This window comes from Acinetobacter sp. LMB-5 (assembly GCF_001541635.1).
GTDB lineage: Bacteria > Pseudomonadota > Gammaproteobacteria > Pseudomonadales > Moraxellaceae > Acinetobacter > Acinetobacter pittii.
Genome location: NZ_LRDR01000014.1, coordinates 1 through 12,939, shown reverse-complemented (window position 1 = coordinate 12,939; position 12,939 = coordinate 1). Strand labels below are relative to the sequence as shown.

Annotated in this window: 15 protein-coding genes; 10 read left to right on the top strand and 5 right to left on the bottom strand. The window is 39.0% G+C overall.

What is annotated here, in order from left to right:
* Positions 1 to 12: 12 nt before the first annotated feature.
* Positions 13 to 747 (bottom strand): aspartate/glutamate racemase family protein, encoded by a 735-nt coding sequence (locus AW165_RS16355; protein ID WP_060466424.1) that lies wholly within the window; start codon positions 745 to 747, stop codon positions 13 to 15.
* Complete coding sequence (locus tag AW165_RS16350; protein ID WP_060466423.1) at positions 744 to 2,213, bottom strand: NCS1 family nucleobase:cation symporter-1; 1,470 nt, start codon at positions 2,211 to 2,213, stop codon at positions 744 to 746. The genes AW165_RS16355 and AW165_RS16350 overlap by 4 nt, the downstream gene beginning before the upstream one ends.
* 398 nt (positions 2,214 to 2,611) lie before the next feature.
* On the opposite strand from AW165_RS16350, the gene AW165_RS16345 reads away from it, so the two are divergent.
* Positions 2,612 to 3,352, top strand: coding sequence for a GntR family transcriptional regulator (locus AW165_RS16345; protein ID WP_060466422.1), 741 nt, complete (start codon positions 2,612 to 2,614; stop codon positions 3,350 to 3,352).
* A 50-nt stretch (positions 3,353 to 3,402) separates the two neighbouring features.
* On the opposite strand, the gene AW165_RS16340 is transcribed toward AW165_RS16345, so the two are convergent.
* Positions 3,403 to 4,293 carry a LysR family transcriptional regulator gene (locus AW165_RS16340; RefSeq protein WP_005802433.1) on the bottom strand — a complete coding sequence of 297 codons (891 nt, stop codon included), beginning with the start codon at positions 4,291 to 4,293 and terminating at the stop codon, positions 3,403 to 3,405.
* 197 nt (positions 4,294 to 4,490) lie between these two features.
* Here AW165_RS16340 and AW165_RS16335 point away from each other — a divergent pair, with 197 nt between their 5' ends.
* The 3 genes from AW165_RS16335 to AW165_RS19455 all read left to right on the top strand — a co-directional run bounded on the left by AW165_RS16335 (position 4,491) and on the right by AW165_RS19455 (position 7,379).
* Positions 4,491 to 5,177, top strand: a complete 687-nt coding sequence (locus AW165_RS16335) for a hydrolase (RefSeq protein WP_001043290.1) — start codon at positions 4,491 to 4,493, stop codon at positions 5,175 to 5,177.
* 109 nt (positions 5,178 to 5,286) lie between these two features.
* A complete protein-coding gene (locus AW165_RS16330) occupies positions 5,287 to 7,161 on the top strand; it encodes an amidohydrolase (protein ID WP_002114254.1) in 1,875 nt (624 codons plus the stop codon).
* 56 nt (positions 7,162 to 7,217) lie between these two features.
* Positions 7,218 to 7,379, top strand: coding sequence for a DUF1427 family protein (locus AW165_RS19455; protein ID WP_000784879.1), 162 nt, complete (start codon positions 7,218 to 7,220; stop codon positions 7,377 to 7,379).
* 69 nt (positions 7,380 to 7,448) lie between these two features.
* On the opposite strand, the gene arsC is transcribed toward AW165_RS19455, so the two are convergent.
* A complete protein-coding gene (arsC, locus tag AW165_RS16325) occupies positions 7,449 to 7,877 on the bottom strand; it encodes an arsenate reductase (glutaredoxin) (RefSeq protein WP_060466421.1) in 429 nt (142 codons plus the stop codon).
* An 84-nt stretch (positions 7,878 to 7,961) separates the two neighbouring features.
* Here arsC and AW165_RS16320 point away from each other — a divergent pair, with 84 nt between their 5' ends.
* The 3 genes from AW165_RS16320 to arsB are packed head-to-tail and all read left to right on the top strand — an operon-like array spanning position 7,962 to position 9,814.
* On the top strand, positions 7,962 to 8,291 hold the full coding sequence (locus AW165_RS16320; RefSeq protein WP_060466420.1) for a metalloregulator ArsR/SmtB family transcription factor: 330 nt from the start codon (positions 7,962 to 7,964) through the stop codon (positions 8,289 to 8,291).
* Positions 8,292 to 8,295: 4 nt separating this feature from the next.
* Positions 8,296 to 8,769 (top strand): arsenate reductase ArsC, encoded by a 474-nt coding sequence (locus AW165_RS16315; protein ID WP_060466419.1) that lies wholly within the window; start codon positions 8,296 to 8,298, stop codon positions 8,767 to 8,769.
* Positions 8,770 to 8,779: 10 nt separating this feature from the next.
* Positions 8,780 to 9,814, top strand: coding sequence for an ACR3 family arsenite efflux transporter (gene arsB, locus AW165_RS16310; RefSeq protein WP_060466418.1), 1,035 nt, complete (start codon positions 8,780 to 8,782; stop codon positions 9,812 to 9,814).
* Positions 9,815 to 9,887: 73 nt separating this feature from the next.
* Here arsB and AW165_RS16305 read toward each other — a convergent pair whose 3' ends face one another.
* Positions 9,888 to 10,805 (bottom strand): LysR family transcriptional regulator, encoded by a 918-nt coding sequence (locus tag AW165_RS16305; RefSeq protein ID WP_060466417.1) that lies wholly within the window; start codon positions 10,803 to 10,805, stop codon positions 9,888 to 9,890.
* 101 nt (positions 10,806 to 10,906) lie between these two features.
* Here AW165_RS16305 and AW165_RS16300 point away from each other — a divergent pair, with 101 nt between their 5' ends.
* From AW165_RS16300 to AW165_RS16290, 3 genes are all read left to right on the top strand, one after another.
* Complete coding sequence (locus tag AW165_RS16300; RefSeq protein ID WP_032006700.1) at positions 10,907 to 11,467, top strand: chromate transporter; 561 nt, start codon at positions 10,907 to 10,909, stop codon at positions 11,465 to 11,467.
* Positions 11,467 to 11,988 carry a chromate transporter gene (locus AW165_RS16295; protein WP_060466416.1) on the top strand — a complete coding sequence of 174 codons (522 nt, stop codon included), beginning with the start codon at positions 11,467 to 11,469 and terminating at the stop codon, positions 11,986 to 11,988. The genes AW165_RS16300 and AW165_RS16295 overlap by 1 nt, the downstream gene beginning before the upstream one ends.
* A 180-nt stretch (positions 11,989 to 12,168) precedes the next feature.
* Positions 12,169 to 12,939, top strand: a 771-nt coding sequence (locus AW165_RS16290) for a thioredoxin family protein (protein ID WP_155859646.1), incomplete at its 3' end; no start/stop codon positions are given.

Below are 12,939 nucleotides of genomic sequence, written 5' to 3'. Positions count from 1 at the left end.
AACAATAACTCTTTAGTTCATTCCAAATCCTGACAATATGCCAGTGTAATTTTTCACGGGAGGTGAGGCCCAATCGCCGACTTTACTGGTTTTTAAATTTAACTGAACTAACATTTCAGCTTGTTTAACGGCTGCTGCAACGCCGTCAATAACGATCACACCTAACTCGTTTTGCAGTTTTAGACATAAATCACTCATACCTGCACAGCCCAAAACAATCGCATCGCTTTTATCTTCAGCGAGTGCTTTTTTGCATTCATCTCGTACGGTCCGATAGGCATTTGAGTCAGGAAGCTCCAACTCTTCAACTGCAATATCACATGCCCGAACATTTTTGCAAAATGGCGTAGCTCCGTAGCGATGAGACAGATGCCAGCTCATATTCACTGTGCGTTGTAATGTCGTGACTACACTAAAACCAGTACTGACATAACTTGCAGTTCGCATAGCTGCTTCGGCAATCCCGATCACAGGTGCCGAAGTCATTTCACGGGCAGCGTAAAGCGCAGGATCCCCAAAACAGGCAATAATATAGGCATCTACACCTAGAAGTTCACCTTGGCGAATTTCCTCCAGCACACCTACTGCACTTAATGCTTCATCATAATAACTTTCAATCGTTGCAGGGCCCATTTGAGGACTCACTGCAATAATTTGAGTGCTAGAATTCGCGACTATCTTTGCTGATGTAGCAATTTTATTAGTCATGCTTTGAGTAGTATTGGGATTAATAATTTTAATTTTCATTGTACTTTTGCCTTAGTCATTGCCGATTTAGCATGGGCAAGCGGTTGATTAAGAAATCGGTAAATGACAAAACCGAATCCCATCCCAATAAACCATGTGAAATTAGCTAGCCCCGATAATTGTGGTAAAAGCACACAGAGAATAGGAATTAATGAAGCTGGAATTAAGGCATAAAAGGCAGAGTGGTTATAACCATTTTTGTACCAATACAAACCTTTGGTATCTAAGGTATATAAATCATCTACTTCGATTTTTTGTTTTTTAACAAGGTAAAAATCGGCTAACAATACACCAAAAAGTGGGCCAATAAATGCACCTAAAATATCAATGGTGTAATGGATCACTTGAGGGTTATTAAACAAATTCCATGGGGTAATGAAAATCGAACCAACTGCTGCAATCATTCCACCCATGCGCCAGCTAATTTTGCTCGGTGAAACGTTGGAAAAATCAAAGGCAGGTGAAACAAAGTTAGCGACAATATTAATCCCGATGGTGGCAATCATTAAGGTCAAGCTACCTAAAATCACCACAAATGTATTATCAAGTTTTCCAACCATCTCGACAGGGTCTGTAATGAGCTTGCCGTACACTGGAAGCGTTGCCGCAATACAAACCACAGTAAGTAAAGAAAAGCCTAAGAAATTAATTGGTAGTCCAAGAAAGTTGCCCATTTTAATAGCATTAAAACTTTTGCCATAACGAGAGAAGTCACCAAAGTTCAGCATCGGACCTGAAAAATATGAAACAACAAGCGCAATAGCACCAATCATGACTGGTACAACCGCAAAACCGTCGTATTGAACACCGCTCAAGTTTAAATCAATATTTTGCCAGCCAGCTTTCCAGATGAGCCATACTGCCATCGCAAACATCACAACGTAGACAGCTGGACCTGCCCAGTCAATAAACTTACGAATGCTGTCCATACCAGACCAAAAAACAATCGCTTGAAGTAGCCAAAGCAGCATAAAGCCAAACCATCCTAAATAGGAAAGCCCAAGAAAGCCGTAATTTGAAACATCGGCATAGACCGACCATTCTGGAAAGAACTTTAAAATGACCAATAAAAAGGCACTGGAGGCCAAATAAGTTTGAATGCCATACCATGCAACAGCAATAAGACCACGAATAACTGCAGGTATGTTTGCACCAAGCACACCAAAGGTTGCACGGCAAATAACCGGATAGGGCGTGCCAGTTTGTTGGCTAGACTTGGCAATCAGATTTGTAAAAAACTGAACTATTGCAATGCCGATGAGTAAAGAGAGAAGTACCTGCCAGCTGTTCAGCCCAAGAGCAAAGAGACTTCCGGCCATCACATAGCCACCAACACTATGAACATCAGACATCCAAAAGGCAAAAATATTATAAGCGCCCCAAGTTTGCTTTTTTAAAGGAGCTAGGTCTTGATTTGTTAGCTTTGCATCATAAGAAGGTTTAATTATTGCTTCGGTATTATTCATCTTGAACACTCACTTCCCTATGTTGGGCGGGCACGTTCTTCAGCAGCTTGAAACTCTGGCTAAAAGAAAGAAGTTAAAATTGTGCACAATATGTTATTTTGATTGTGCACAATTCTATTGAGCAAAAGTTGTGCCAAATTCGGGGGTAGCATTGATGAGATTGTTTAAACTGGTACGGAATTTGGATATAAAGAGACAGCTTTATAAAATGAGAAGAGATTAATTTTTATAAAAAGTACATAAACTTAGTTATATAAGCTGATATTTTAAGGTTTATTTTTGAATTGTTCAGTAGCACATAGATGCTGTGGAAATGAGAGTAATATTCCCAAAAGGTTAAGTTAAACTTACACTACAGTTATTAGATAAAGTTTTAAAAAGAGGAGGCGTTAATAAAAATGGAGAAATCAATGCCATCGAATGCACTAAAAAAAGCCGTAGAAATGAGCAATGATGAAATTGATGACCATATATATAACGCTATTGTTGATGCCATTTTAAATAGGCAACTTACACCTGGGGCGCGTTTGGTTGAAGCACCCCTATGTGAGGCATTCGGTGTAACGAGGGGAGTGTTAAGACGTGTTTTCGTAAAACTTGCCCATGATAAGGTCATCGAAATTCAGCCCAATCGTGGGGCACTCATCGCAAAACATAGTGCTCATGAAACAAAAGAGGTCTTTGAAGCACGCAGCATGCTTGAAATCGCCACTGTAAAAAAGCTCGCTCAAAAGTCACATAACCTAGATTTTAGTGAGCTTCGAGGCTTAGTAGATCAAGAGTCTCATGAGCGTTTAGCTGGCAATTGGGCCGAGTGGATTAAGCTATCGGGGCAATTTCATTTAAAGCTGATTGAAGCAAATCAAAATACGATTATGACCAGTTATTTGCAGACGCTTATTGCAAGGACTTCATTATTAATTGGCTTATATGAAATTCCAAAACATAATAATTGTTCGGCAGATGAACACCGTGCAATTTTAGATGCGATTGAACAAGGCGATGAAAAACGAGCAACTCAATTGATGGAAGAGCATTTAGAACACTACGCGACGACATTTATTGAAGAAGACAGCACAGCGTCAGCAGAACAAAATTTATTAAATTTATTTAAAAATAAGAAGATTGAATCCATTTAAACTAACTAAAAAATAATGGGGCCAATTCTTCTGGAAAAGGCCCAGATTAGTTATTTTATGGGAACGATTTGACGTGTTAAAAAATCAATAAATAGTTTTACTTTCTTCGATAAAATCTTACGGTTTGGCCATGTAACATATAGGTGAAGCGGCTGACTGGTGTAGTCCTCCAAACATTTCTGTAATTTGCCTTCTTTATAGTAAGGCTCTGCAATAAACTCTGGAAGAAAAACAATACCGTGATCTTTCAAGCACATATCTAATAATAGTTCACCATTATTACAGGTCATCACAGGGAAGCAATTAAAGGACACTTCTTTTTGATCTTTTTGGAAGATCAACTTCTTATGTCGACTATCCTGATAGTAAATTAGAAACTTATGTTCTTTAAGTTCTTCTAATGAATCTGGCAATCCATGCTGATTAAAATACTCAGGTGTTGCATACAAATATCGTTGATAGGTATTTAATATTTTACTATTTGCCAAATTAGGAGGAGAGCCATCTACACGAATGGTTAAATCAAATTTATTATTATTCATATCTAATAGCTGATCAGTCATGAATAAATCAATTTTGATGCTGGGATATTTCTCAATAAAGTCTGAAATGATATGTTGAAGAAAAATGTTGCTAAAAGACATTGGCGTATTGAGCTTGAGTTCGCCTTCTGGGTACTGCTGATTGTAGCTAATTTCATAGGCAGCCCATTCGAACTCACTTAAAATGACTTTGCTATGTTGATAAAACTTTTCCCCACAAGAGGTGAGGTTCATCTGTCTTGTTGTTCGAGTTAAAAGTGTGGTTCTGAGGTCATTTTCGAGGTAGCAAACACGTTTGGCAACTAAGTCGCGAGAAATATCGAGTGCTCTGGCTGCGCTACTAAAATTCCCATGTTCTACAACACTTACAAAAGTGGAAATACAGTCTAATCGATCCATGGATAAGCGAAAGGTAAAAAAATATATATCAATGATTAAACTATAAAAATTAAAAAGCAATCATTGTTTTGATTGTATTCGTACAGAATACAGATTCGTGCTGATTTGCTGTCTATGCTTTTACATTTTTATCTGTTTTCATAATAACCAGTAAGCAATTTTGATGCATTACTCATAAGGAATAATGGAGTTTACCCATGAATAAATCACTTTTAGAACAACTATCACCAACCAATTGTCAGGTTATTTTTATTGATCATCAGCCACAAATGGCTTTTGGGGTACAGTCAATAGATCGCCAAGTATTAAAGAATAATACTGTAGGATTAGCAAAAGCAGCTAAAACATTCAATATTCCTGTCACCATTACAACGGTTGAAACTGAAAGCTTCTCTGGTCATACCTATCCAGAACTTCTAGACGTATTTCCAGATGCTCCATTACTAGAACGTACTTCAATGAATTCATGGGATGACCAAAAAGTACGTGATTCGCTTGCAAAAAATAATCGTAAAAAAGTGATTGTTTCAGGTTTGTGGACTGAAGTGTGTAATAACACCTTCGCTTTTGGTGCGATGCTTGAAGGGGATTATGAGATTTATATGGTCGCGGATGCTTCAGGTGGTACATCGAAAGAGGCACATGATTATGCCATGCAACGTATGATTCAAGCTGGTGTTGTTCCAGTAACTTGGCAACAAGTCTTACTCGAATGGCAACGTGATTGGGCTCATCGTGATACGTATGATGCAGTTATGGCAATTGTCCGTGAACACTCTGGTGCTTACGGTATGGGTGTGGATTATGCTTATACGATGGTACATAAGGCACCTGAGCGTACAACATCAAAACATGAAGTACTTGCACCAGTTCCTGCAAAATAAAACACTACTGATTTAGGTAAAGGCATGTCTAGTATTCAATATTTAAGTGATATTAATACAGATATGCCTTTATTTTTTAGAACGATAATTCACAAGAATGGAGTTCAGAATGACCGAAATAAACCTCATACTCATAAACGGTAAAATCACAACATTAGACCCCAAAAGTCCAGAAGTACAAGCAATTGCGATTGCAGATGGTAAAGTGTTACGCACGGGTACAAATGATGAGGTTATGAAGCTCGCAACACCAACAAGCAAAGTTGTAGATTTAAATGGCCGTCGCGTTATACCAGGTCTAAATGACAGTCATTTGCATATTATTCGTGGTGGCCTAAATTACAATATGGAGCTGCGCTGGGAAGGTGTGCCATCCGTTGCCGATGCGTTACGCTTACTCAAAGAACAAGCAGACAATACTCCAGCTCCACAATGGGTTCGTGTCGTAGGCGGTTGGACTGAATTCCAGTTTGCCGAAAAGCGTTTACCGACTTTAGAGGAAATTAATAAAGCTGCACCAGATACTCCAGTATTTGTTTTACATCTATATGCCAGTGCTTTGTTGAACCGAGCTGCACTTGATGTATTAGGCTTTAACAAAGATACACCGGACCCACCAGGTGGCAAGATTGTACGAAATGAAAAAGGTGAGCCAACAGGTCTGTTGCTCGCTACGCCATCGGCTATGATTTTATATTCGACCTTAGGGAAAGCACCGAAATTGCCAGTTGAAGATCAAGTCAATTCAACTCGTCATTTCATGCGTGAACTGAACCGATTAGGCATTACTTCAGCAATTGATGCAGGTGGTGGCGGTCAAAACTATCCTGAAGATTATGATGTGATTAAGCAATTACACGATCAAAATCAAATGACAGTGCGAATTGCTTACAACTTATTTGCTCAAAAGGCAGGCCAAGAGCTTGATGATTATCGCCGTTGGACAGAAATGACATTTCCGGGTGATGGTGATGAGCTATTTAGAATGAATGGAGCAGGTGAGAATCTGACTTGGTCAGCGGGGGACTTTGAAGACTTCTATGAACCACGTCCAGATTTACCAGAAAAAATGGAAGGTGAACTCGAAGCTATTGTAGAGCACTTGGCTGAAAAGAAATGGCCATTCCGTATTCATGCAACCTATGATGAAAGTATTAATCGTCTGCTCAATGTATTTGAGCGCGTCAATTCAAAACAGCCATTTGCAACTCGATTTATTATTGACCATGCCGAAACTGTATCTGAGCGTAATATCGAACGTATTGGTGCGTTGGGTGGTGGTATTGCCATTCAACACCGTATGGCATATCAAGGTGAGATTTTCGTAAAACGCTATGGTGCTGAAGCCGCTCAGGCAACGCCACCAGTTAAGAAAATGTTAGAACTTGGTGTTCCTGTGGGTGCGGGGACAGATGCGACTCGTGTTGCTTCTTATAACCCTTGGGTGTGTTTGTATTGGCTAAGTACAGGTAAAACAGTCGGCGGTTTACCTCTCTATGATGAAAAAAATCTATTAGACCGTCAAACAGCACTTAAACTCTGGACTAAAGGTTCAGCTTGGTTCTCAGGTGAAAAAGATGTCAAAGGTTCACTAACAGCAGGGGAACTTGCCGACTTAGTTGTGTTGTCAGATGACTACTTCAAAGTTGAAGCAGAAGATATCCAGTGGATTGAGTCTGTACTCACTGTTTTAGGCGGCAAAGTGGTGTACGCAGGGGCAGAGTTTAAGCAAGATGATCCGCCGTTACCGCCAGCATCTCCAACATGGTCGCCGGTAAAACGCTTCGGTGGTCAGTGGCGTTTATCTGAAAACCGTAATGCTCCTTCCAATCAATCATTACAGTCACAAAGTGCATTGTGTGCATGTGCTAGCAGCTGTGGAATGCATGGACACAGCCACGCTTGGATGCTTGATGTTCCTGTAAATGATAAGGACAAAAAATCTTTCTGGGGCGCACTTGGGTGCTCGTGTTTTGCATTTTAAATAAAACAGTATGGGAACCTGCTGATTAAATGGCTTGATTCTCTAAGGTATGTACGATGAAAATGTACTTGTTATCTTTGGCTGTAGGGTTGCTTGTTGGTGTTTTATATTATGTTTTAAATGTTAAGTCACCAGCTCCACCTCTTGTTGCATTAGTCGGTTTATTAGGCATGGTAATAGGAGAGCAACTGCTTCCTTTTATTAAATCCTATTTTTAACCTGTTTAATTCAAAAAAAGCTAAATGGTGTTATGCCATTTAGCTTTTTATATTAATAAATATCTTTAATTACTTTATACGACGGCCTTGCTCATCAATGATTACTTCACCATCTTCTTTTGCGAAATAGCTTAAGTTTTGTGTATCTAAAATATCCAATACAATCTCAGAAGGGCGGCAAAGTCGCGTGCCTTTTAGTGTAACCACAAATGGGCGATTAATTAAAATTGGGTACTGAACCATAAAATCAATTAACTGTTCATCGGTCCAATGGTTTTGTTCTAACTCTAAATCTTTATAGGGATCAACATTTTTACGAATTGCTTCACGTACAGTTAAGCCTGAATCCTTAATGAGTTGAATTAATTCATCTTTACTCGGTGGAGTTTGCAAATATTCAATAACGATAGGCTCAAACCCAGCATGACGAATAAGCGCCAATGTATTGCGTGAGGTTCCGCAAGCAGGGTTATGGTAAATCTTCACTAGCTCAGTCATGGTAAATTTATTGTCAAATTAAGATATTGCATTTATATATGGATATCCGTATATTTGCAATAACGAATATATTCTGTTGAAGATATGATCAACCAAGTCGATTTCTTTAAATGTCTATCTGACCAAACTCGGTTAAACATTCTTAAGCTAGTTCTTAGCAAACAAAATATTTGTGTTTGTGAGTTAACTGAACAGCTTGAGTTGAGCCAACCGAAAATCTCCAGACACTTAGCTTTATTAAGAACTCATGGCATTTTACTTGATGCACGACAGGGGCAATGGGTTTATTACAGCGTCAATCCAGATTTACCCAATTGGGCTGTTGAAGTTTTGAAAACTATAGCAAGCCAAGATGAAAATTTAGTGAATCAATCATCTTCACAATTTTCTTCTATTTCTACCTATTGTGAGTAACACCATGAAATTTTTATTTTTATGTACTGGAAACAGTTGCCGTAGCATTTTGTCAGAAGTTTTATTTAACAGCCGTGCACCAGAAGGTTGGAAAGCTTATAGCGCTGGCAGTAAACCATCAGGACAGGTACATCCATTAACCATTGAAACACTTGAAAACTTAGGTCTTTCAACAGATGGGCTATGGAGTAAAACTATTGATGACTGCGAGCAGTATCAACCAGATGTTGTGATTACAGTCTGTGATTCTGCTGCACAAGAAGCATGCCCACTTTATTTAGGTGGCGCAATCAAAGCACATTGGGGTTTAAGTGACCCATCTCACTTAGACTTGCCGAAAGAAGAAAAGCTTAAAGCATTCCAAGAAACTGTAGCTCATATTAATCGTCGTTTAGATGCTTTGTTTGCACTTGATGTTGCGAACTTAAACCGTTCACATTTGATTGCTGAGATTAATAAAATCTCTCATATTGGGTAAGAGAGTCGAGATGACTAAGCAAAAGCTTTCTTTTTTAGACCGTAACCTGACGCTATGGATTTTTATTGCCATGGCTTTAGGCTTAGCGATTGGAGTTTTCTTTCCTCAGGCATCTGTGTCTTTAAATGAATTAAGTGTAGATAACGTTAATATTCCGATCGCAATCGGCTTAATTTTGATGATGTATCCACCTTTAGCAAAGGTTGATTATGCTGCGTTACCAGAAGTATTTAAGGATAAGAAAACCTTAACTTTATCGTTGGTACAGAACTGGATTATTGCTCCAGTTTTAATGTTCATTCTTGCGATTGTTTTTCTGCATAGTTATCCGGAATACATGACAGGCCTGATTTTGATTGGTTTGGCACGTTGTATCGCAATGGTTTTGGTTTGGAATGGTCTTGCTTGTGGTGATAACCAATATGTTGCAGCTTTGGTTGCCTTTAACAGTATTTTCCAAATTTTGTTCTTTAGTACCTATGCATGGCTTTTCTTAACTTTCTTACCTCCGTATTTTGGTGTAGCAGGGCAAGTCATTGATGTGAATTTTTGGACCATCACACACGCGGTTTTGGTGTACTTAGGTATTCCATTCTTAATGGGGTTCTTGACGCGTTTGATTTTAGTCAAGTCGAAAGGGTTGGAATGGTATCAAACTAAATTTTTACCAAAAATCAGCCCAATTAGTTTAATTGCTTTACTTTTTACCATCGTGGCGATGTTTAGCCTAAAAGGTGGCGATGTGGTGAGCTTACCTTTAGATGTATTACGTATTGCGATTCCACTGACGATTTACTTTGTGGTGATGTTCTTTATTAGCTTCTTTATGAGTAAACGTATGGGGAATAATTACCCGCGTACAGCGGCAATTTCATTTACCGCGGCAGGTAACAATTTTGAGTTAGCTTTAGCGGTTGCCATTGCAACATTTGGTTTGGTATCACCTGTAGCATTTACCACAGTGATTGGGCCATTGGTTGAAGTACCTGTGCTGATTTCATTGGTTTCAGTTTCGCTTTGGCTGAAGAAAAAGTATTACTCTTGAAAACATAGCAAAATTTAAACTATTTTTTGTTAAAAATGACTTTAAAAAAGTGTCTTTATATAGGCACTTTTTATTACTTTGCTTTTACACTCAGGCCATTGGGTAAAAGTTTTTGCAATAGTTCAATAAAGTTTGAAACTTTGGTAGAACTCTCATTTTCCCGAGTAATCAGGTAAAGAGGCGCATTTAGTTTCATTGAATCATCAAACTCGCGATAGACAATTTCATGTTCCCAAAAATTATGCATTGAGGCCGGCACAATCGTTATACCAATTCCAGCAGCGACTAAATTTAATGTAGCGGTAGGTCGAGGCGCTTCTTGAATAATGCGTGGACTAAAACCTGCTTGGTAGCAACTATATAAAATATTGTCATATAAACCTTGTCCTGAAGAACGACGGTATAAAACAAAATTTTCATCTGATAAGTCATTTGAACTAATTTTTTCTTTTCGTGTAAGTGGATGGCCTATAGGCAATGCCACCATCATTGGTTCATCTAATATATGGTGATGTTTTAACCCAATATCACGGCTGATCGGTGCTCTTAAAAAAGCAATATCAAGTTTCTCGGAGATTAATCGATCTAATTGTTTTTGGCTGCCTGCTTCTTCAAGTTTGGTTTGTACGTTTGGATATATTTCTCGATATGAGCGCAATACTAGTGAAATAAGCGGATGCAAACCTGCGGAACTTGTAAAACCAATATTGAGTTGTCCAGTTTTACCTTGGCTAACATCTTGGACTAATTTTGGAATATGGCGCGCATGTTCTAATAAAAGTTGTGCTTCTTTAAATAAGGCTAAACCAGCCTCAGTTGGTTCAATTCCTCGAGGCTGGCGAATAAGTAATTGTGTACCAAGTTCTTCTTCGAGTTTTTTAAGTAAACGCGTTAGGGGGGGCTGTTGAATAAACAATCGATTTGCGGCATGCGTAATATTCCTTTCTTCTATTACCACAACAAAGGCATGGAGCTTATGTAAATCGAGCATAGGAATACCTTTATGGTATGGTTAGTGAAAATAAAAGCATTTGTAGATATATCACAAAAGTATCATTCTATCTTGGTCAGATAAAGTGAAAAGTAACGAAAATGAACCATGTTGAGATTGCTGTGCAGAAGGAGAGTGTCCCGACCTGCACAGAGTTATTTTTAGGTTTTTTAACATTAGGTTTAATTGGATTCGGTGGCGTGCTGCCTTTAGCCCGTAAAGTTATTGTAGAGCAGAGACAGTGGTTAAGCCCTGAAAAATTCACTGAGTTACTTGGTCTGTGTCAATTTTTACCGGGTGGCAATATTATTAATTTATCGGTTGCGATTGGCATGGAGTTTCGCGGTGTTCGTGGGGCAGTGAGCTCACTCATTGGTCTGATCCTTGCACCTACGATAATTGTTGTACTTTTACATTATGTCTATGAGCAGTTCCAAGATAATTTAATGGTTAAGCATCTTTTCGAAGGTTTAGCGGCGGCAGCAGCAGGACTTCTGGTTGCAACAGGTTTGAAAATGCTTAAGCCATTATTACGTAATCCATTAGCGATTTGCGTAGTTGTTGCTGCAATTATCAGTATTGCTTTTCTGAAAGTTCCATTACTTGTGACCATGCTGATTTTGTTGGCATTCTATTCAGCTATTATTTGGAGACGTGTGTAATGGGTGCAGTTCTACTTACTTTAGCGATCATTTTTACTCAATTGTCTCTTATTGCATTTGGTGGCGGCAATACAATTTTGCCTGAAATGCAACGCCAAGTAGTTGATATTCACCACTGGATGACGGCACAAGAATTCAGTGCATTGTTCGCCATGGCTCAAGCTGCCCCTGGTCCGAACATGATGATTGTACCTTTGGTGGGATGGCATGTAGCAGGGTTGTCAGGTCTACTTGTAACGTCTACCGCTAAATTTTTACCTTCATCTCTTATTACTGTATTTGTGATGAGAGGCTGGTCAAAATTTAAAGATAAGAAATGGCGCCGTGTTTTACAACTTGCTTTACAACCTGTCACTGTGGGAACTGTACTTGCCAGTGCGTGGATTATTTCTGAGGCAGCTGCCATAAATACTTTACTCATTATTATGGTAGTCATTGCAACTTTATTATCTTTAATTAAAAAGGTTCATCCTTTACATGTCTTGATTGCTGGGGCTGTATTTGGTTTGGTCTTACTCTAGTTTAACCAGTTTGCCGACCTGCGCTGGATGAGTTCAGGTTGGCTTTTTTTAATTTGACGTAAATAATAATTAAATCTAAAAAACCGATCAAATATATAAAAACATACTGTTTTACCTATTTTATGTTTTAACGTACTATGCATCTATTGAAAGAATTTGGATGCATTGGAGTAAAAACAGATGTTAGATCAAAACATTAAAACTCAATTAAAAGCTTATTTAGAACGTTTAGAAAGTCCAATCGAATTAGTTGCTGCTTTAGATGAATCAGATAAAGCGGCTCAAATTAAAGAGTTAGTGACAGAAATTGCTGAACTATCTGACCAAGTCACTGCCCGTTTTGATGGCAACAATACACGTCGTCCAAGCTTTGGTGTGGCTAAAGCAGGTGAACAGCCTCGTGTATTCTTCGCAGGCTTACCAATGGGCCATGAGTTTACGTCTTTGATCTTGGCACTGTTACAGGTATCTGGTTATGCACCTAAAGTGTCTGATGAAGTACTCAACCAGATTAAAGGCTTAAACCTCAAAGCCAACTTTGATGTGTTTGTATCACTCAGCTGTCATAACTGTCCGGATGTGGTACAGGCACTCAACTTGATTGCGATTTATAACCCGAACACCACGGCAACCATGATTGACGGTTCATTCTTCCAAGACGAAGTCGAACAACGCAAAATCATGGCTGTACCGATGGTATTCCAGGACAATGAACACATTGGTCAAGGTCGTATGACCCTTGAAGAGATTGTGGCAAAACTTGATACCAACTCAGCTGAAAAAGATGCGGCAGCACTCAATGCCAAAGATGCTTTTGATGTATTGGTGATTGGTGGTGGACCTGCGGGTGCAACAGCTGCAATCTATGCTGCACGTAAAGGCATTAACACAGGTATCGTGGCTGAACGCTTCGGTGGTCAGGTCATGGACACCATGGACATTGAAAACTTC

What these genes read in the sequence shown, in the direction of transcription:
- AW165_RS16355 (WP_060466424.1), bottom strand. Translation starts at nt 747, where the DNA reads ATGAAAATTAAAATTATTAATCCCAATACTACTCAAAGCATGACTAAT.
- AW165_RS16350 (WP_060466423.1), bottom strand. Translation starts at nt 2,213, where the DNA reads ATGAATAATACCGAAGCAATAATTAAACCTTCTTATGATGCAAAGCTA.
- AW165_RS16345 (WP_060466422.1), top strand. Translation starts at nt 2,612, where the DNA reads ATGGAGAAATCAATGCCATCGAATGCACTAAAAAAAGCCGTAGAAATG.
- AW165_RS16340 (WP_005802433.1), bottom strand. Translation starts at nt 4,293, where the DNA reads ATGGATCGATTAGACTGTATTTCCACTTTTGTAAGTGTTGTAGAACAT.
- AW165_RS16335 (WP_001043290.1), top strand. Translation starts at nt 4,491, where the DNA reads ATGAATAAATCACTTTTAGAACAACTATCACCAACCAATTGTCAGGTT.
- AW165_RS16330 (WP_002114254.1), top strand. Translation starts at nt 5,287, where the DNA reads ATGACCGAAATAAACCTCATACTCATAAACGGTAAAATCACAACATTA.
- AW165_RS19455 (WP_000784879.1), top strand. Translation starts at nt 7,218, where the DNA reads ATGAAAATGTACTTGTTATCTTTGGCTGTAGGGTTGCTTGTTGGTGTT.
- arsC (WP_060466421.1), bottom strand. Translation starts at nt 7,877, where the DNA reads ATGACTGAGCTAGTGAAGATTTACCATAACCCTGCTTGCGGAACCTCA.
- AW165_RS16320 (WP_060466420.1), top strand. Translation starts at nt 7,962, where the DNA reads ATGATCAACCAAGTCGATTTCTTTAAATGTCTATCTGACCAAACTCGG.
- AW165_RS16315 (WP_060466419.1), top strand. Translation starts at nt 8,296, where the DNA reads ATGAAATTTTTATTTTTATGTACTGGAAACAGTTGCCGTAGCATTTTG.
- arsB (WP_060466418.1), top strand. Translation starts at nt 8,780, where the DNA reads ATGACTAAGCAAAAGCTTTCTTTTTTAGACCGTAACCTGACGCTATGG.
- AW165_RS16305 (WP_060466417.1), bottom strand. Translation starts at nt 10,805, where the DNA reads ATGCTCGATTTACATAAGCTCCATGCCTTTGTTGTGGTAATAGAAGAA.
- AW165_RS16300 (WP_032006700.1), top strand. Translation starts at nt 10,907, where the DNA reads ATGAACCATGTTGAGATTGCTGTGCAGAAGGAGAGTGTCCCGACCTGC.
- AW165_RS16295 (WP_060466416.1), top strand. Translation starts at nt 11,467, where the DNA reads ATGGGTGCAGTTCTACTTACTTTAGCGATCATTTTTACTCAATTGTCT.